This window comes from Variovorax sp. 20P10.2.4 (assembly GCF_058244205.1).
The window spans coordinates 1-16,023 of record NZ_JBZAYE010000119.1 but is presented as its reverse complement, the minus strand read 5'-3'; the positions used below and the strand labels follow the sequence as shown (position 1 = coordinate 16,023).

General features: G+C 69.3%; 19 protein-coding genes and 2 pseudogenes. 8 read left to right on the top strand and 13 right to left on the bottom strand.

What is annotated here, in order from left to right:
• The 5 genes and pseudogenes from AC27VN_RS14195 to AC27VN_RS14175 all read right to left on the bottom strand — a co-directional run.
• Positions 1–214 (bottom strand): annotated as a pseudogene (locus AC27VN_RS14195) (hypothetical protein); the annotation flags it as partial.
• Positions 201–584 carry a hypothetical protein gene (locus tag AC27VN_RS14190; RefSeq protein ID WP_093340962.1) on the bottom strand — a complete coding sequence of 128 codons (384 nt, stop codon included), beginning with the start codon at positions 582–584 and terminating at the stop codon, positions 201–203. The gene AC27VN_RS14190 and the pseudogene AC27VN_RS14195, both read right to left, overlap by 14 nt.
• A 33-nt stretch (positions 585–617) precedes the next feature.
• Positions 618–989, bottom strand: coding sequence for a hypothetical protein (locus AC27VN_RS14185; RefSeq protein WP_093340961.1), 372 nt, complete (start codon positions 987–989; stop codon positions 618–620).
• A gap of 51 nt (positions 990–1,040) precedes the next feature.
• Positions 1,041–1,205, bottom strand: coding sequence for a DUF1328 domain-containing protein (locus tag AC27VN_RS14180; RefSeq protein ID WP_082321940.1), 165 nt, complete (start codon positions 1,203–1,205; stop codon positions 1,041–1,043).
• Between the two features lie 213 nt (positions 1,206–1,418).
• Positions 1,419–2,729 carry a CHASE3 domain-containing protein gene (locus tag AC27VN_RS14175; RefSeq protein WP_490876933.1) on the bottom strand — a complete coding sequence of 437 codons (1,311 nt, stop codon included), beginning with the start codon at positions 2,727–2,729 and terminating at the stop codon, positions 1,419–1,421.
• 131 nt (positions 2,730–2,860) lie between these two features.
• Here AC27VN_RS14175 and AC27VN_RS14170 point away from each other — a divergent pair, with 131 nt between their 5' ends.
• Entirely contained in the window at positions 2,861–3,493 is a 633-nt protein-coding gene (locus AC27VN_RS14170) for a response regulator (protein WP_057592041.1), read from the top strand.
• Positions 3,494–3,517: 24 nt separating this feature from the next.
• Here AC27VN_RS14170 and AC27VN_RS14165 read toward each other — a convergent pair whose 3' ends face one another.
• Positions 3,518–3,916, bottom strand: coding sequence for a response regulator (locus tag AC27VN_RS14165; protein ID WP_093340958.1), 399 nt, complete (start codon positions 3,914–3,916; stop codon positions 3,518–3,520).
• A gap of 282 nt (positions 3,917–4,198) precedes the next feature.
• Here AC27VN_RS14165 and AC27VN_RS14160 point away from each other — a divergent pair, with 282 nt between their 5' ends.
• The gene (locus AC27VN_RS14160) at positions 4,199–6,217 is read left to right on the top strand and encodes an AsmA family protein (protein ID WP_490876932.1); all 2,019 of its coding nucleotides are present in this window, start codon (positions 4,199–4,201) and stop codon (positions 6,215–6,217) included.
• Positions 6,218–6,233: 16 nt separating this feature from the next.
• Here AC27VN_RS14160 and AC27VN_RS14155 read toward each other — a convergent pair whose 3' ends face one another.
• The 3 genes from AC27VN_RS14155 to gpmA form a co-directional block, all read right to left on the bottom strand.
• Positions 6,234–6,998: a HesA/MoeB/ThiF family protein gene (locus tag AC27VN_RS14155; RefSeq protein WP_490876931.1), complete on the bottom strand. Its 765-nt coding sequence runs from the start codon at positions 6,996–6,998 to the stop codon at positions 6,234–6,236.
• A gap of 92 nt (positions 6,999–7,090) precedes the next feature.
• A complete protein-coding gene (locus AC27VN_RS14150) occupies positions 7,091–8,533 on the bottom strand; it encodes a S41 family peptidase (protein WP_093340955.1) in 1,443 nt (480 codons plus the stop codon).
• A 109-nt stretch (positions 8,534–8,642) separates the two neighbouring features.
• A complete protein-coding gene (gene gpmA, locus AC27VN_RS14145) occupies positions 8,643–9,386 on the bottom strand; it encodes a 2,3-diphosphoglycerate-dependent phosphoglycerate mutase (protein ID WP_093340953.1) in 744 nt (247 codons plus the stop codon).
• Positions 9,387–9,494: 108 nt separating this feature from the next.
• Between gpmA and AC27VN_RS14140 the strand changes: the two genes are divergently transcribed.
• From AC27VN_RS14140 to nadA, 6 genes are all read left to right on the top strand, one after another.
• Positions 9,495–9,878 carry a rhodanese-like domain-containing protein gene (locus AC27VN_RS14140; protein WP_281077002.1) on the top strand — a complete coding sequence of 128 codons (384 nt, stop codon included), beginning with the start codon at positions 9,495–9,497 and terminating at the stop codon, positions 9,876–9,878.
• Between the two features lie 20 nt (positions 9,879–9,898).
• Positions 9,899–10,165: a glutaredoxin 3 gene (gene grxC / locus AC27VN_RS14135; RefSeq protein WP_093340951.1), complete on the top strand. Its 267-nt coding sequence runs from the start codon at positions 9,899–9,901 to the stop codon at positions 10,163–10,165.
• Positions 10,166–10,294: 129 nt separating this feature from the next.
• Positions 10,295–10,759 (top strand): protein-export chaperone SecB, encoded by a 465-nt coding sequence (secB, locus tag AC27VN_RS14130; protein ID WP_093340950.1) that lies wholly within the window; start codon positions 10,295–10,297, stop codon positions 10,757–10,759.
• Between the two features lie 29 nt (positions 10,760–10,788).
• Entirely contained in the window at positions 10,789–11,817 is a 1,029-nt protein-coding gene (locus tag AC27VN_RS14125) for an NAD(P)H-dependent glycerol-3-phosphate dehydrogenase (protein WP_490876930.1), read from the top strand.
• Positions 11,818–11,842: 25 nt separating this feature from the next.
• Complete coding sequence (nadC, locus tag AC27VN_RS14120) at positions 11,843–12,718, top strand: carboxylating nicotinate-nucleotide diphosphorylase (RefSeq protein ID WP_490876929.1); 876 nt, start codon at positions 11,843–11,845, stop codon at positions 12,716–12,718.
• An 11-nt stretch (positions 12,719–12,729) separates the two neighbouring features.
• Positions 12,730–13,845, top strand: a complete 1,116-nt coding sequence (gene nadA / locus AC27VN_RS14115; protein ID WP_296728965.1) for a quinolinate synthase NadA — start codon at positions 12,730–12,732, stop codon at positions 13,843–13,845.
• Between the two features lie 8 nt (positions 13,846–13,853).
• Here nadA and AC27VN_RS14110 read toward each other — a convergent pair whose 3' ends face one another.
• The 4 genes and pseudogenes from AC27VN_RS14110 to AC27VN_RS14095 form a co-directional block, all read right to left on the bottom strand.
• Positions 13,854–14,708, bottom strand: coding sequence for a 5'-nucleotidase, lipoprotein e(P4) family (locus AC27VN_RS14110; protein ID WP_490876928.1), 855 nt, complete (start codon positions 14,706–14,708; stop codon positions 13,854–13,856).
• A 154-nt stretch (positions 14,709–14,862) separates the two neighbouring features.
• Positions 14,863–15,225 carry a 6-pyruvoyl trahydropterin synthase family protein gene (locus AC27VN_RS14105; protein WP_490876927.1) on the bottom strand — a complete coding sequence of 121 codons (363 nt, stop codon included), beginning with the start codon at positions 15,223–15,225 and terminating at the stop codon, positions 14,863–14,865.
• Between the two features lie 28 nt (positions 15,226–15,253).
• Positions 15,254–15,892 carry a 7-carboxy-7-deazaguanine synthase gene (gene queE, locus AC27VN_RS14100; protein ID WP_057592030.1) on the bottom strand — a complete coding sequence of 213 codons (639 nt, stop codon included), beginning with the start codon at positions 15,890–15,892 and terminating at the stop codon, positions 15,254–15,256.
• Positions 15,889–16,023, bottom strand: a pseudogene (locus AC27VN_RS14095) (pantoate--beta-alanine ligase); the annotation flags it as partial. The pseudogene AC27VN_RS14095 and the gene queE, both read right to left, overlap by 4 nt.

The following is a 16,023-nucleotide window of genomic DNA, read 5'->3' as shown; positions in this document are numbered from 1 at the left end:
CGTGCGCGCGCTGGCCTTCGAAGGCGGCACCCGCATCGTCGGGATCGGATTGCGCGAAGGCCGCTTCGGCATCGCGCCGGGCGCGCTCCTGCTGCGGCGTGCGCGGTTCCGACTCGGGTTCGCGGCCGCCGTTGAGTTCGCGCACCAGCGCGCGGCGCGACAGCGCCAGCCGCTCCTTGGGGCTTAGGACGGCGCGGGGATCAGTGCCGGCCATGGCGGCCTCCGGCTTCGTGAAGGGCCTGCAGGTCGGCGTCGACCTGCGCACGCAGATCGTCGAACCCATGGGCGATGAAGGGACGGGATGCAATCCAGGCGCAGATCGCGGCGATCGCCAGCGCCACGCCGGGAACCGCGATCAGCACCCAATGAAAACTGCCGTGCAGCACGCCCAGCAGCACCGCCACGCCGATGAGTCCCAGCGCCAGCACGAAGGTGGCTGCGGCCAGGATGCCCGCGACGATGCGGGCGATCAGCCCGCGGGCCGCAGTGCCCGACTCTTGCCGGACCAGGGCCGCGTAATTGGCGATGTGTTCGGCGATGAGCTCCGGGTGCCCGAGCACCGTGGAAAAGATCGGATGAAGCATGGTGCTGCGGAGCGGGGCCGATGCTTCAGGCGATCAATAGTCGTCCCGACGGCGGCTGGCCAGCACGATCAGTGCGGTGATGGCGGCACCGGCCGCGGCGGCGATCAGCACCGAGCGCACGGGCTGGTCGGAGATGTAGCGGCCGGTCGAGTCGGCGGCCTGCTCGAGGCGGCGCTGGGCACGGGCGCTGGTGGTCGATGCCGCATCGAGGCCGCGCTGCACGGCCTGCTGCACGCGCGCTGCGAGCTGTTCGACCGCCGGTTCCGCGTCGCGACGCAGCTCGCGGACCTTTTCGCCCGCCGCATTCACCGCATTCTGTGCATAGGCACGCGTGGTATCGACAGCGTCGTTGGCGGTCTGGCGTGCGTCATCGGCGAGTTGCTGGGGGGTCTTGGTCGTGTTCATGAAAAGTCCTTTCCGGGAATGATTTGCGAGAGCCTGTGAATCGTACCGACGCTACTTGCTTCGTAGCAAGCCGGCCAGGAAGCTCGCGATGGCGAGTACGGCGAAGATCACGAAGAGGATCTTGGCGATGCCGACGGCGCTGGCGGCGATACCGCCGAAGCCGAACAAGGCGGCGATCAGCGCGATGACCAGAAAGACCACTGCGTAGTGCAACATGCGGAACTCCTTGGAGGCTGCCCTCGTTGTTGGAAAAGCCGCGTGTCCGATGGGGAGGAACACGGCATGGACAGACCTTAAGGGTCGGCCCATGGCGGACCTGTCAGTGGCAGGGGGGGCGGGGCGTAGGAGATGGCCGAGTCCGCCCGGCCGCCCGTGGAATCGCGTGAAATCCGGCACGAATGCGCCGGCACGCGAGGCAGGGCTTCGGGCCTATGCCACCGGCAGCATCGCCGCGATGCGCGTGCCGTGCCCGGGCGTCGATTCCACCGTGAGCTTGCCGTGCGCCGCTTCCACGCGGTGACGCATGCCGGCGAGGCCGTGGGTCGACGGGCGCACCTTCAGGGCGTCGAAGCCCTTGCCGTTGTCGACCACCTCGACCACCACGTGCGTGCCGTGGTCCTTCATCGAGATCGTGGCCTCGGTGGCCTCGGCGTACTTGCCGATGTTGGTCAGGCTCTCCTGCACCATCCGGTAGATGGTGAGCTGGCGCGACTCGTCGGTGCTGACCGGCTCCAGCTTCATGTCGACGTGGATGCCCGAACGTTCGCCGAACTCGCGCCCGAGGATCTCGAGCGAGGCCACCAGCCCCAGGTTGGCCAGCGAGGACGGGCGCAGGTCCTCGATGATGCGGCGCTTGAGCGCGATGCCGCTGTTGAGCAGCTCGGTCAGATGCTGCAGCCGCTGGATCGCATCGGGCGAATCGGCCAGCCGCGACTTCAGCCGCGCCACGTCGAGCTTGGCGGCGGTCAGCAGCGAGCCCAGCTCGTCGTGCAGCTCACGCGCCAGGAAGCCGCGCTCGGTCTCGCGCACGTCCTGCAGGTGGGTCGCCAACTCGGCCAGCGAGGTGGTGCGCTCGCGCACCTCGTCCTCCAGGGCATTGCGCTCGCGCTGCAGGGTCTCCTGCTGGCGCTCGCCGATCGAGCGCAGCACGTGCGTCTGGCGCAGGTACAGGAAGAAGGCGAACAGGGCCGCCAGCGCCACGATGCTGGTGCCGAAGCGCGCCAGCCGCAGCGACAGCATCACCTGGGTCTGGCTGTCGTGCAGGGTCTTGTTGCTGAGCTCCACCAGGCCCCGGGCCTTCTCGCGGATGGAATCCATCTCCTCGCGGCCGACGTCGGTGGTGATGACGAACTTCCAGGCGTCCTCCTTGCCGTCCGAGCGCAGGCGCACGCTCATGTCCATCTCGGACACCTTGCGCAGCACGTGTTTCGACAGCTCGGCCAGCTGGGCCGTCTCGGCCGGCCGGCCGGCATACTGCTGGCGCAGGCTCGCCAGGTTGCCGTCGATCTGCTGGATGGCGTTGTCGTAGGGTTGCCGATAGGCGGCTTCCCCTGTCAGCAGATAGCCGCGCTGGCCCGTTTCTGCATCGAGGATGTTCTGCAGCAGCTGGTTGAGCACGCTGCGGACCTTCTGGGCGGCGTCGATCTCGGCCAAGGCGATACTGGACTGCCGGTAGCCCGCCTCGTTGATGCCGACGAGCGCCAGCGCCGCCAGTGCCGCGAGCAGCAGGCTCAGGGCCATTTTGGGGAAGGCTAGCCAACGCATGAAACTATTGAGTCCGCTTTCAAGACAAGATCGTGAATAATTGACAACGATCAGGGAACCGGCATGTTGCGGCCCGCGGACCGGCAACACAACGACGAAAGTAACAGATGATCAAAATTGGAATTGTGGACGACCACGCCATCGTGCGATCGGGCCTCAGGCAGTTCTTCTCCGAGCACGTGGATCTGCGCGTGGCCGGCGAGGCCGCCAGCGGTCGCGAGGCGATCGAACTCGTGCGCACGACCGAACTCGACGTGCTGGTGATGGACCTGTCGATGCCGGGGCAAAGCGGGATCGATGCGCTCGCCATGATCCGTGCCAAGGCGCCCGACGTCGGCATCCTGATCCTGAGCGGGTACCCCGAGGAGCACTACGCGATGAACCTGATCCGGCAGGGCGCGAGCGGCTACCTCAACAAGGAGTGCGATCCGATGGAGATCGTCAACGCGATCCGCACCATCGCGCTGGGCCGCCGCTACATCACCCCCGCCGTCGCCGAACTGCTGGCCCGCCAGCTCGACCGCAAGGACGACGCCGCGCCGCACGAGCAGCTCTCGGAACGCGAGTTCCAGGTGTTCCTGAAGCTGGCCAAGGGCGAGACCGCGGGCGACATCGCCAAGACGCTGTCGCTGTCGGTGAAGACCGTGAGCACCTACCGCACGCGGCTGATGGAGAAGATGAACCTCTCCTCCAACAGCGACCTCACGTACTACGCCCTCAAGAACAAGCTGATCGACTGAGAGAGCCACCGTTCGCGCCGGGGCTCAGCCCGGCCCCGGTGGCTGCGACGCCACCGCGCGCAGGCAGAAATCGACCAGCGCGTCGATCTCGTTGGACTTGTCGAACACCGCGTCCACGCCGAACTGCGCACAACGCCTGCGGATGTCGGGCGTCGCATAGTTGCTGAGCACCACCACCTTCTGTTCGGGGCGCCGCTCGGTGCAGGCCTTCAGCACGCCCAGCCCGCTGCCCTGCTTGAGGAAGAGATCGACCACCGCGAGGTTCCATTCGGCGGCATGCGTGCGCAGCCATTCGATCGCGTGGTCTTCGGTTTCCGCATAGCCGACCACCACGGTGCGCGCCAGTTCTTCCAGGGTGCCGATGAGGTTTTCACGGATCGTGAGGTTGTCCTCGACGATGTAGGTCTTCAATCTGGAATCCATGACGAACCGCGCTTCCTCCGACGTTGCCCGAATGATGTGTGCCGCGCGGCCGGCGCTCTGAGACAGAGGGCTGGTGCTGGCTGGACCGGGCTCTGGACGATGAGGCCTCCCTGCCGCGCATCATGCAGGGTTCAGTGCGAGGCATCTGTAGGCGGGTTCCGACGCACCCGCAGGCGAGGGCCCTGGCGTCGCTCGGCGCGCGGTAGGTGATGCCGTACGCGGGTTGCGGCCCTGCGCCGACCTGGACGGCGCGCGCGATGCGGTCATCATGCAGGCATGGCGATGGATCACACCCGCACCCTCCCGCGCAGATTTCCGCTGTGGCAGAAGCTGATCGTGCTGCTGCTCGCGCTGTTCGCGGCGCTGGTGATTGCCATCCTGTTCTTCCCCTGGGACGTGCTGCGCGAGCCGGTCAACCGCTACGTGAGCGAGAAGACCGGCCGCAAGTTCGAGATCACGCGGAGGCTCGACGTCGATCTCGGCTGGCGCCGCGCCACCGTCAAGTTCGACGGCATCGAGTTCGCCAACCCCTCGTGGGCGCGCGATCCCTACCTCGTGAAGGCTGAGCGCGCCGAATTCGACATCCGCCTCTGGCCGCTCATCTCGCGCCGCATCGACATCCCGCGGCTGGTGCTCGCCTCGCCCACCGTGGGCCTGCAGATGGAAGCCGACGGCCGGCGCACCTGGGCTTTCGGCAAGGACACCTCCGACGCCGGCACCGCGCCCGTGATCGGCACCATCGAGATCGACGGCGGCGCCATCGACTTCCTGGCCAAGCACCTGGGCGTGGACATCCATGCCGACGTCAGCTACGACACCGCGCGCGGCGCGCTGCCGGTGCACTACCGCATCAAGGGCCGCTACAAGGGCCAGCCGCTCACGGCCCAGGGCCGCACCGGCAACGTGATGCAGATCAACGCGGCCGGCGCGCCGCCGTTCCCGCTCGAGATCGACGCCGCCGCGGGCCAGACCAAGCTCAAGGCCAGCGGCACCGTGGGCTCGCTCGCGGACCTCGACGGCATCGATGCCAAGTTCGACATCCGCGGCCAGACGCTGGGCGCGCTGTTCCCGCTGCTGGGCATCGCGCTGCCGCAGACCTCGCCCTACGCGGTGCGCGGCACCCTGAGCAAGCGCGGCACACTGTGGGAGGCCAAGGCGCTGCAGGGCAAGCTGGGCCTGTCCGACATCGGCGGCGACATGCGCTTCGACCAGGCCGCCCAGGTGCCCTACCTCGCGGGCGAACTGCGCTCCAAGGTGATGGACATGGACGACCTCGGTCCGTTGATCGGCCTGCCGCCCACCGCGCGCACCGCCGCCACCGTCGAGGGCGTGGCGCCGCCGCCGACCGTGACCCAGGTCAAGCGCCCGGGTGGCAAGGTGCTGCCGACCGCGCCGCTGGACTTCGAGCGCCTGCGCGCGATGAATGCCGACGTGAAGTACACGGCCGAGCGCATCCGCAACGTGCGCGAGGTCCCGCTCGACAGCGGCAGCGTGCAGGTCAAGCTCAAGGACAGCGTGCTCACGCTCGACCCGCTCGAGCTCGGCGTGGCCGGCGGCAAGCTGGCCGGCGCGATCCGCATCGACGGCTCGAAGAACCCGGCCGACATCCGCTCCGCGCTCGACGTGCGCGCGATGCAGCTGGCGCGGCTGTTCCCCAAGCTCGAGACCACCGGCAACAGCCTGGGCCGGCTCGACGGCCGCATCAACCTCTCGGGCTCGGGCAGCACCGTGGCCAACTGGCTCGGCGGCGCCTCGGGCGACGTGGCGGTGCTGGCCGGCCGCGGCCAGTTCGGCAACCTGCTGCCGGTGTTCGCGACGCTGGTGGGCGGCGACATCCTCAAGTTCCTGCTGCGCGGCGACCGCGACGTGGAACTGCGCTGTGCGGCCGTGGCCTTCGACGTGAACAAGGGGCTGGCGACCGGCCGCACCCTGCTGGTAGACACCACCAATGCGCTGTTCACGGCCACGGGACAGGCCAATTTCGCCACCGAGGGGCTGGATTTCGTGATCCACCAGGAGCCCAAGAGCAAGAGCCTGCTGTCGATCCGCACGCCGCTGGTGGTCAGCGGCAGCTTCGGCGATCCCAAGGGCGGGTTGCAGGTCGGGCCGCTGGCCGGCCGTGGACTGGCGGCCCTGGCGCTGGGTGCGGTCAACCCGCTGCTGGCGCTGGCCGCGACCATCGAGACCGGCCCCGGCGAGGATTCCGACTGCAAGGCGGTGCTGGCCCAGGCCAACAAGCCGACCGCCGGCGCCGCCGCCAACGGCGCGGCGCGGGCCAAGGGCGCGAAGCAGCAGCCCTGACCCCGAGCGGGGCTGGCTAGGGTGCGGCGCGATGCGCCGCGCAGACGCCGCAGTGCGGATCGCGCGCCACGCGCAGCGTGTCGAACGAGGCGCTGCGCCCGTCGAACATCAGCAGCCGGCCCGCCAGCGACGGCCCGATGCCCGCGAGCAACTTGAGCGCCTCGAGCGCCTGCAGGGTGCCGATGGTGCCGACCACCGGTCCGAACACCCCGAGCACCGCGCACAGCGTCTCCTCGAAGGCCGCGTCGGGCGGGAACAGGCAGGCATAGCAGGGCGAGGCCGGATCGCGCACGTCGTACACGCTGAGCTGCCCGTCGAAGCGGATCGCGGCCCCCGCCACCAGCGGCTTGCCGTGCGCCACGCAGGCGCGGTTGACGGCCTGGCGCGTCACGAAGTTGTCGGTGCAGTCGAGCACCACGTCGGCCGCGGCGACCAGCGCCGACAGCTGCTCGGCGTCGGGGCGCAGCACATGGGTCTCGATGGCGATGCCGGGATTGATGTCGCGCATGGCCTGCGCCGCCGACGCCACCTTGGGCTGGCCCACACGCGCCTCGGTGTGGGCGACCTGGCGTTGCAGGTTGGTGAGATCGACCTCGTCGTCGTCGACCAGCACGATGCGCCCCACGCCCGCCGCCGCAAGGTAGAGCACGGCCGGCGACCCCAGCCCGCCGGCGCCGATCACCAGCACCCGGCCGGCGCTCACGCGCGCCTGGCCATCGATGCCGAACTCCTCGAGCAGGATGTGGCGCGAATAGCGCAGCAGGTCGTCGTCTTCGTTCATGGCGGGGAGAAAGCAAAAGGGACCGGTCTGGCCGGTCCCCTGCGGTGGGATGCGAAGTCGGAGCGTCCGGAAGGGGCTCGCGCCCCGGCCGGTCAGTTCTCCTTCTTCTCTTCCTTGTTGTCGACGATCACCTGCGTCTTGCTGACCAGCACCGGCTGGCCCTTGAGGCGGTTGAGCGCCTGCACCAGCGGGAAGTCCTTGTCGGAGCCGAACTCGGGCACCTTGCGGTCCTGCGGCGGCTTCTTGGCTTCTTCCTCGAGGCGCTTGCGGGCCTCGTCGCGGGCCTTCTCGCGCTCGGGGTCCTTCACCTCGGGGCCCTGGCCGCTGGCCAGGTGCTTCTCGAGGTCGGCCTCGCGCATGCGCAGCGCGGCGAAGGGGCTGCCCTCGGCGCTCTCGTCGACCAGCACGTTCGGCACGATGCCCTTGGCCTGGATCGAGGTGCCGCTGGGCGTGTAGTAGCGCGCGGTGGTGATCTTCAGGCCGGTGTCGGGGCCGAGCGGACGCACCGTCTGCACCGAGCCCTTGCCGAAGGTCTGGCTGCCCATGATGGTGGCGCGCTTGTGGTCCTGCAGCGCGCCCGCGACGATCTCGCTGGCCGAGGCCGAGCCTTCGTTCACGAGCACCACCAGCGGCACCGACTTCAGCGAGGCCGGCAGGCTGCGCAGCGGGTCGCTGCCGGAGCGGCGCTGGTAGAACTCGGGCGCCGCCTTGTAGACCGCCTTGCTCTCGGCGAGCTGGCCGTCGGTGGTGACCACCGTGGCGTTCTCGGGCAGGAAGGCCGCCGACACCGCCACGGCCGCGTCGAGCAGGCCGCCCGGGTCGTTGCGCAGGTCGAGCACCAGGCCCTTGAGGTTCGGGTCTTCCTTGTACAGGTCGTCGATCTTCTTCACGAAGTCGTCGACCGTGCGCTCCTGGAACTGCGACAGGCGGATCCAGCCATAGCCCGGCTCGATCATCTTGCCGCGCACCGATTGGGTGCGGATTTCCTCGCGCGTGATCGTGACCGGGAAGGTGCGGCTCTCGTCCTTGCGGAAGATCGTCAGCAGCACCTTGGTGTTGGCCTCGCCGCGCATGCGCTTGACCGCCTCGTTGAGCGACAGGCCGCGCACCGCGGTGTCGTCGATCTTGGTGATCAGGTCATTGGGCTTGAGGCCGGCGCGGAACGCGGGCGAGCCCTCGATCGGGGAGACCACCTTGATCAGGCCGTCTTCCTGCGAGATCTCGATGCCCACGCCGACGAAGCGGCCGGTGGTGCCTTCCCTGAATTCCTTGAAGGACTTCTTGTCGAAGTACTGGGAATGCGGGTCGAGCCCGGCGACCATGCCGGAGATGGCGTCGGAAATCAGCTTCTTCTCGTCGACCGGTTCGACGTAGTCGCTCTTGACCATGCCGAACACGGCAGCGAGCTGCTGCAGTTCCTCGAGCGGCAGTGGCGCGAGCGAGCCGCGCGCGACGGTCTGCAGCGAGGCGGTGGTCAGGACGCCTGCAACGGCGCCGGCGGCGACCCAGCCGGTGATCTTGAGTTTCTGGCCCATGGGTAAGTGTCCTTGTCGGCTGTCGAACCAATATACACAGCTTGGAAACAAATTGCCCGCCGGGGTTCCACGGGTGGAGCGGCGGGCACGGTTTTTCTACAGCGCGGCTTCAGCCTTTGCCTTGCGAGGCGACCGCGGCGGCGGCTTTCTCGGCGGCGGCGGCATCGCCCAGATAGTAGTGCCGCAGCGGCTTGAGATCGTCGTCGAGCTCGTAGACCAGGGGAATGCCGTTCGGGATGTTCAGGCCGACGATGTCGTCGTCCGAGATGCCGTCCAGGTACTTCACCAGCGCGCGGATCGAGTTGCCGTGCGCCGCCACCACGAGGCGGCGGCCGGTGCGGATGGCCGGGGCCATCGATTCGTTCCAGAACGGCAGCACGCGCGCCACCGTGTCCTTCAGGCATTCGGTCAGCGGGATCTGCTCGGGCGAGAGCTTGGCGTAGCGCACGTCGCTGCGTTCGCTGCGCGGGTCGTCGGCTTCCAGCGGCGGCGGCGGCGTGCTGTAGCTGCGGCGCCAGACCAGCACCTGCTCGTCGCCGTACTTCTTGGCCGTTTCGGCCTTGTTCAGGCCCTGCAGGCCGCCGTAGTGGCGTTCGTTGAGGCGCCACGAATGCACCACCGGCAGCCAGGTGCGGTCGAGTTCGTCGAGCGTGTGCCACAGGGTGCGCGTGGCGCGCTTGAGCACGCTGGTGTAGGCCACGTCGAAGTCGTAGCCCTCGGCCTTCAGCAGCCGGCCCGCCTGCTTGGCCTGCTCGACGCCGGTCTCGGTCAGGTCGACGTCGGTCCAGCCGGTGAAGCGGTTTTCGAGGTTCCAGGTCGATTCGCCGTGGCGGATCAGTACCAGTTTGTGCATGTCGGAGGCCTTTGGCAGCGCTTTGTAAACCCGACATTCTAAAATCCCGGGTTTGCCTCTCTCCAAGGAACCCTCGTGAAATTGATCGAATTCGTCACTGCGAACTGGATGCTGGTCCTGATCGTGCTCAGCTCGGGCGCCATGCTGGCCTGGCCGCTGATTCGCGGCGCGGGGGGCGGCACGCTGACGGCCGACGCGGCGGTGCACCTCATCAACCGCGAGCGCGCGGTGCTGGTCGACCTGCGCGATCCCGAGGAATTCGCCGCCGGCCACATGATCGGCGCCAAGAACGTGCCGCTGGCCCAGCTCGAGGAAAAGCTCGCCTCCACGGTCAAGAACAAGAACGTGCCGCTGCTGCTGGTGTGCGAGAACGGCTCGCGCGCGCAGCGAGCGGTGGCCGCGGCCAAGAAGCTGGGTTACGAGCAGGCCCAAGCGGTGTCCGGCGGGCTCAAGGCATGGAAAGCGGCTAATCTGCCGGTTGAAAAGGCCTGAACCCCACCGAGATACGAACCATGCAAGCCGTCAAGATGTACACCACCGCCGTGTGCCCCTACTGCACACGCGCCAAGCAGATCCTCAAGTCCAAGGGCGTCGAGCAGATCGAGGAGATCCGCATCGACAGCGATCCCCAGGCGCGCATCGCCATGATGGAGATCACCCAGCGCCGCACGGTGCCGCAGATCTTCATCGGCGACACCCACGTGGGCGGCTGCGACGACCTGATGGCGCTCGACAGCCGCGGCGGCCTGGTGCCGCTGCTGCAGGGCCAGCCGGCCTGATCGGGCCCCGGCCGACCGCCGGTCCGTAGCCGTCACATCGCCGGGCGATAATCGTCCGTTCACCATCTGCGGCCCGCCGCGGGAAACCATCCCCCGGCGGGCCTTGTTTTGACCCTCGAAAGTTCAGCCATGGCCGACCAGCAAGCCCAAGATCCCGTGTTCCAGATCCAGCGCGTCTACCTCAAGGACCTGTCGCTCGAACAACCCAACTCGCCCGCGATCCTGCTGGAACAGGAACAGCCCACCGTCGACATCCAGCTCGGCGTGGACGCCCAGCCCGTGGCCGACGGCATCTTCGAGGTGTCGGTGTCCGCCACCGTGCAGACCAAGATCGGCGACAAGACCGTGTTCCTGGTCGAAGCCAAGCAGGCCGGCATTTTCGAGATCCGCAACCTGCCCGAAGACCAGATGGGCCCGATCCTCGGCATCGCCTGCCCGCAGATCGTCTACCCCTACCTGCGCGGCAACGTGGCCGACGTGATCCAGCGCGGTGGCTTCCCGCCCGTGCACCTGGCCGAGATCAACTTCCAGGCCATGTACGAGCAGCAGCAGGCACAGGCCGCCGGCCAGCCGTCGCCCATCATCACGCAGTAAGCCCGACGGTACGCAACGCCGCGACGCCGATGAAGATCTGCGTTCATGGCGCCGGCGCCTGGGGCACGGCGGTGGCCGTCAATGCGGCCGCCCGCCACGAGGTCACGCTGTGGGCCCGCGACGCGGCCCAGGCCGAGACCATCTCCCGGGCCCGCGAGAACACCCGCTACCTGCCGGGGCTGGCACTGCCCGCCTCGCTCTCGGTGCGCGCGGGCGGCATCGGCCAGGCGCAGGCCGGCGCCGACCTGGTCATCGTGGCCACGCCCATGGCCGCGCTGCGCCAGCAGCTAGAAACCCTGCGCGACAGCGGCACCCGCGTGCCGGTTGCCTGGCTCTGCAAGGGCGTGGAGCCCGCGCAGGCCGCGAACACCACCGTTTCCTCCTTCGGCCTGCTGGCCCACGAGATCCGCGCGCAGGTCGCGCCCGAGCTGCTGGCCGGCGTGCTCAGCGGCCCGAGCTTCGCGCAGGAAGTGGCCGAGGGCCGCCCGACCGCGCTGGTCGCCGCCAGCCCGCATGCCGCCGTGCGCGATGCGCTGGTCGATGCCTTCCATGGCCCCGCGCTGCGCGTCTATGCCAATGACGACATCGTCGGCGTCGAGGTCGGCGGCGCGGTCAAGAACGTGCTGGCCATCGCCACCGGCCTGTGCGACGGCCTTGCGCTGGGCCTCAACGCACGCGCCGCGCTGATCACGCGCGGCCTGGCCGAGATGACCCGCTTCGGCCTCGCGCTCGGCGCCCGCACCGACACCTTCATGGGCCTGTCGGGCCTGGGCGACCTGGTGCTGACCGCCACCGGCGACCTGTCGCGCAACCGCAAGGTCGGCCTGCTGCTGGCCCAGGGCCGCACCCTGGCGCAGGCGGTCGATTCGCTGGGCCACGTGGCCGAGGGCGTCTACTGCGCCCGCACCGTGGTGCAGCGCGCGCGCGGGCTGGGCGTGGAAATGCCCATCGCCGAGGGCGTGGTCGCGCTGCTCGACGGCCGCGTGAGTCCGGCCGATGCCGTGGCCGCGCTGACCGGGCGCGACCCGGTGCCCGAATCGGTCCGCCCGCCCCCATAACAACATCCGGAAGACAAGCCGCCCCATGCGTTCCCGTTTCGATTTCTCCGCGCCGGCCATCGCCGCGCTGGCCCAGGCCGACGCGGCCCGCGCACTGCAGGAGGACGTCGCCGACGGCGACCTCACCGCCTCCCTGGTCGATGCCGGCCGCCGCGCCCAGGCGCGCGTGCTGGTGCGCGAGCCGGCGGTGCTGTGCGGCGCGCCCTGGGTCGAGGCCACGCTGGCGCAGCTCGATCCGCAGGTGCGCATCGACTGGCGCTGCGCCGAGGGCGGGCGCTGCGAGCCGAACCAGGTCGTGCTCGAGATGGAAGGCCCGGCCCGCGCGCTGCTGACCGCCGAGCGCACCGCGCTCAATTTCCTGCAACTGCTGAGCGCCGTCGCGACCAAGGCCGCGCTCTACAGCGACATCGTCGAGGGCACGCGCGCGCGCATCGTCGACACCCGCAAGACCCTGCCGGGCCTGCGCCTGGCGCAGAAGTACGCGGTGCGCACCGGCGGCGGCCTGAACCACCGCATCGGCCTGTACGACGCCGTGCTGATCAAGGAAAACCACATCGCCGCGGCCGGTGGCGTGGCCGCCGCGCTGCGCGCCGTGGCCCCGGCGGCAGCGCGTGCCGACTTCGTCGAGATCGAGGTCGAGACCCTGGCGCAGCTGCAGGAGGCGCTCGCCGCCGGCGCGCGCATGGTGCTGCTCGACAACATGGACCTGCCGACCCTGCGCGAGGCGGTGCGCATCAACGACGCCGCCGGCGAAGGCCGCGCGGTGCTCGAGATCTCGGGCGGCGTCACGCTCGATGGCCTGCGCGAACTGGCCGAGACCGGCGTCGACCGGATCTCGGTCGGCGCGCTGACCAAGGACGTCAAGGCCATCGATTTCTCGATGCGCTTCCAGGACCGCTGAGAGAGACGCACATGGCTTCCTCCGCCGTCATCGATGTCGAGTACGAACAGCCGGCCGAAGGGAGCGTCTGCGACACCCGCCGCGCCTGGGCCCGCGTGCCGCCCGAGCCCACGCCCACCGAGCGCGAGGCGCTCAAGGAGCGCATCCGCCGCCTGCTGCGCGAGCGCAACGCGGTCATGGTGTCGCACTTCTACGTCCACCCCGACCTGCAGGACCTGGCCGAGGAAACCGGCGGCATCGTCAGCGATTCGCTCGAGATGGCGCGCTTCGGTCGCGACCATGCGGCCGGCACGCTGGTGGTGTCGGGCGTGCGCTTCATGGGCGAGACCGCCAAGATCCTGTCGCCCGAGAAGCGGGTGCTGATGCCCGACCTCGACGCCAACTGCTCGCTCGACCTGGGCTGCCCGGTCGACGAATTCAGCGCCTTCTGCGACGCCCATCCCGACCGCACCGTGGTCGTCTACGCCAACACCAGCGCCGCCGTGAAGGCGCGCGCCGACTGGCTCGTCACCTCGAGCTGCGCGCTCGACGTGGTGGGCGCGCTGCATGCGCAGGGCCGCAAGATCCTCTGGGGCCCCGACCGCCACCTCGGCGACTACATCCAGCGCCAGACCGGTGCCGACATGGTGAGCTGGAACGGCGCCTGCATCGTGCACGACGAGTTCAAGGCGCTCGAGCTCGAGCTGCTCAAGCAGGCCCATCCGCGCGCCAAGGTGCTGGTGCACCCCGAGTCCTCGGCCGAGGTGATCGCGCTGGCCGATGCCGTGGGCTCGACCTCGGCGATCCTCAACGCCGCGCGCCAGCTCGACGCGACCGAGTTCATCGTCGCGACCGACAACGGCATGCTGCACAAGCTGCGCACGCTCAACCCGGGCAAGACCTTCATCGAGGCGCCCACGGCCGGCAACGGCGCCACCTGCAAGAGCTGCGCGCATTGCCCGTGGATGGCGATGAACGGGCTGGCCGACCTCGCGAACGCGCTCGAGACCGGCGCCGGCGAGATCCACGTCGACCCGGCGCTGGGCCTGCGCGCGCGCGTGCCGATCGACCGCATGCTGGCCTTCACGGCCGGCCTGAAGAACGGCATCGCACCGGGCAGCCTGGTGGCGGGGATCGGCGCGGCCTGACGAAGCCCTCAGCGCCCGTCCCAGGCGGAACGGGTCGCGGCCTTCCTGAACAGCTCGCGGTTGGCGTCGCTCGCCGGCGGCTCCGAGTCGCCGAAGATCGCGGCCATCCAGTGGCCGTCGGTCGGGTTCGGGAACAGCACGTACTTGCGGCCGAACTGCTCGCGGTCGGCTTCCATCGCCTGGATTCGCTGGTCGACGTTCTTCACGTAGTACTTGCGCCGGAAGTCGTTGAGGTTGTCGCCGAGGTAGACCACCACGTCGAACTGCTGCGCGATCTGCTCCTGCCGCGGCTGCTTGTTGCTGCTGTCGCGCAGCACGGTCAGGTGCTCCTTGTCGGCATAGGGCGCGCCCAGCACCTTGAGGTGTTCCATCGCGTACTCGTAGGTGCGCTCGCCCTGTTCGCGGCTGGTCACGTAGAACACCTCCACGCCGTTCTCCCGGCAGAAACGCAGGAACTCCTGCGAGCCGGGCGAGGGCACGATCTGGTTCTTCGGGATCCACGCGTCCCACGTCGGATCGTCGAAGAAGTCCTGGCCCTCGTTGATCAGGTAGCCCCAGTAGGCCAGCGGCAGCAGGATCGTGTCGTCCATGTCGGTCACCACCGCCAGCGGCTTGTCGCCCGGGCGGCGCTTCTTCAGTGCCGCCTCCACGTGCATGCGCGCCACGTTGAAGCCCTGGTGATAGAGCGCGCGGTACTCGGCCGCGGTCTGCTTCCAGGCCACGGCGTCGATCAGCAGGTTGTTCGTGCCGGCGCCCGCGGCAGCGGGCGGGGCCTGCGTCTGGGCGCAGCCCGCGGCGAGCAGCAGCGCGGCCGTGGCGCCGGCGATGGCCGCGAAGCGGCGTGGGGTCGAATGGGGTTTCAAGCTGCAATCCTCCCTGGATCGTGTTGTAAAAAAAGGTGCGCTCGCTGTTGTATCAAACCGGCTTCGTCGTCCGGTTTTCCTTGCGCGGCGGTTCTTATCCATGGCCCTCGGGCTTGCGGATGCGCTGGTCACGGCGCCGCGCGGGAGCGCCGAGTCAGAACTCCAGCGTGCAGGAGTCGCCGAGCGCCTCGCGCCACACCCGCACGCGCGCCAGAGATGCGCGCAGCTCGCCCAACGCCTCGGCGATGAACAGGCACAGGTTCTCCAGCGTGGGCGGATGCAGCCCCGGCACCTCGTCGAGCAGCCGGTGGTCGAGCTGCTCGCGCACTGCCTCGAGCCGGCGCCGCAGCAGGCCCAGGTCGATCACCATGCCGGTCGCGGGATCGCGCTCGCCCGCGAGCCAGACCTCGGCGTGGTAGGTGTGGCCGTGGATGCGGCGGCTGCCTTCGGCTTCGATCTCGCGTTTCAGGGTGTGGGCGGCGTCGAAGAAGAAGCGTTGGCTGATCGTGAATAGCATGGGGAACGGAAGAACGGGGAAGCGGGCATCAGCGGATGCCGGTGAACTTGTGGGTCTGCACGCTGAGGCGCCAGCGCGGCTGGCGCAGGCAGGCATCGATGCACAGCGCGGTGTTGGCGGCCTGCCGCGGGCCGTCCATGGGTTGCAGGAAGCGGTGCGCGAACTCGCCGCTGCGCGCCATCGCGTCGAGGTCGATGCCCTCCTGCGGCCACACCAGCTTGAGTTCCTGGCCGCGCCGCTGCACCCAGGGCGCGCCGGCCTTGGGGCTGATGCAGAGCCAGTCGATGCCCTCGGGCGCGGCCACGGTGCCGTTGCTCTCGACGGCGATGCGGAAGCCGCGCGCATGCAGCGCATCGATCAGCGCGGCGTCGACCTGCAGCAGCGGCTCGCCGCCGGTCAGCACCACGAGGCGGTGGCCGGCATCGTCGGCGGGCCACTGCGCGGCGATGGTGTCGGCCAGCGCATCGGCTTCCTTGAACTTGCCGCCCAGCGTACCGTCGGTGCCGACGAAATCGGTGTCGCAGAAACGGCAGACGGCACTGGCGCGGTCGGCCTCGCGGCCGCTCCAGAGGTTGCAGCCCGCGAAGCGGCAGAACACGGCCGGCATGCCGGCCTGGCCGCCTTCGCCCTGCAGCGTGTAGAAGATTTCCTTGACGCTATAGCTCATCGCGTTGCCGCCCAGGGCTCGATCTCGAGGTTGTCGATCAGCCGCGTGCTGCCCAGGCGCGCGGCCGCGAGCGCCACCAGCGGCTCGGCACCGTCGAGCGCGGCCGGCGGCTGCAGGTCGAGGCGTCGGCG

Bases quoted from the DNA above. Each gene is read 5' to 3' on its own strand.
- AC27VN_RS14190 (WP_093340962.1), bottom strand. From the start codon at position 584: ATGCTTCATCCGATCTTTTCCACGGTGCTCGGGCACCCGGAGCTCATC.
- AC27VN_RS14185 (WP_093340961.1), bottom strand. From the start codon at position 989: ATGAACACGACCAAGACCCCCCAGCAACTCGCCGATGACGCACGCCAG.
- AC27VN_RS14180 (WP_082321940.1), bottom strand. From the start codon at position 1,205: ATGTTGCACTACGCAGTGGTCTTTCTGGTCATCGCGCTGATCGCCGCC.
- AC27VN_RS14175 (WP_490876933.1), bottom strand. From the start codon at position 2,729: ATGGCCCTGAGCCTGCTGCTCGCGGCACTGGCGGCGCTGGCGCTCGTC.
- AC27VN_RS14170 (WP_057592041.1), top strand. From the start codon at position 2,861: ATGATCAAAATTGGAATTGTGGACGACCACGCCATCGTGCGATCGGGC.
- AC27VN_RS14165 (WP_093340958.1), bottom strand. From the start codon at position 3,916: ATGGATTCCAGATTGAAGACCTACATCGTCGAGGACAACCTCACGATC.
- AC27VN_RS14160 (WP_490876932.1), top strand. From the start codon at position 4,199: ATGGATCACACCCGCACCCTCCCGCGCAGATTTCCGCTGTGGCAGAAG.
- AC27VN_RS14155 (WP_490876931.1), bottom strand. From the start codon at position 6,998: ATGAACGAAGACGACGACCTGCTGCGCTATTCGCGCCACATCCTGCTC.
- AC27VN_RS14150 (WP_093340955.1), bottom strand. From the start codon at position 8,533: ATGGGCCAGAAACTCAAGATCACCGGCTGGGTCGCCGCCGGCGCCGTT.
- gpmA (WP_093340953.1), bottom strand. From the start codon at position 9,386: ATGCACAAACTGGTACTGATCCGCCACGGCGAATCGACCTGGAACCTC.
- AC27VN_RS14140 (WP_281077002.1), top strand. From the start codon at position 9,495: ATGCTGGTCCTGATCGTGCTCAGCTCGGGCGCCATGCTGGCCTGGCCG.
- grxC (WP_093340951.1), top strand. From the start codon at position 9,899: ATGCAAGCCGTCAAGATGTACACCACCGCCGTGTGCCCCTACTGCACA.
- secB (WP_093340950.1), top strand. From the start codon at position 10,295: ATGGCCGACCAGCAAGCCCAAGATCCCGTGTTCCAGATCCAGCGCGTC.
- AC27VN_RS14125 (WP_490876930.1), top strand. From the start codon at position 10,789: ATGAAGATCTGCGTTCATGGCGCCGGCGCCTGGGGCACGGCGGTGGCC.
- nadC (WP_490876929.1), top strand. From the start codon at position 11,843: ATGCGTTCCCGTTTCGATTTCTCCGCGCCGGCCATCGCCGCGCTGGCC.
- nadA (WP_296728965.1), top strand. From the start codon at position 12,730: ATGGCTTCCTCCGCCGTCATCGATGTCGAGTACGAACAGCCGGCCGAA.
- AC27VN_RS14105 (WP_490876927.1), bottom strand. From the start codon at position 15,225: ATGCTATTCACGATCAGCCAACGCTTCTTCTTCGACGCCGCCCACACC.
- queE (WP_057592030.1), bottom strand. From the start codon at position 15,892: ATGAGCTATAGCGTCAAGGAAATCTTCTACACGCTGCAGGGCGAAGGC.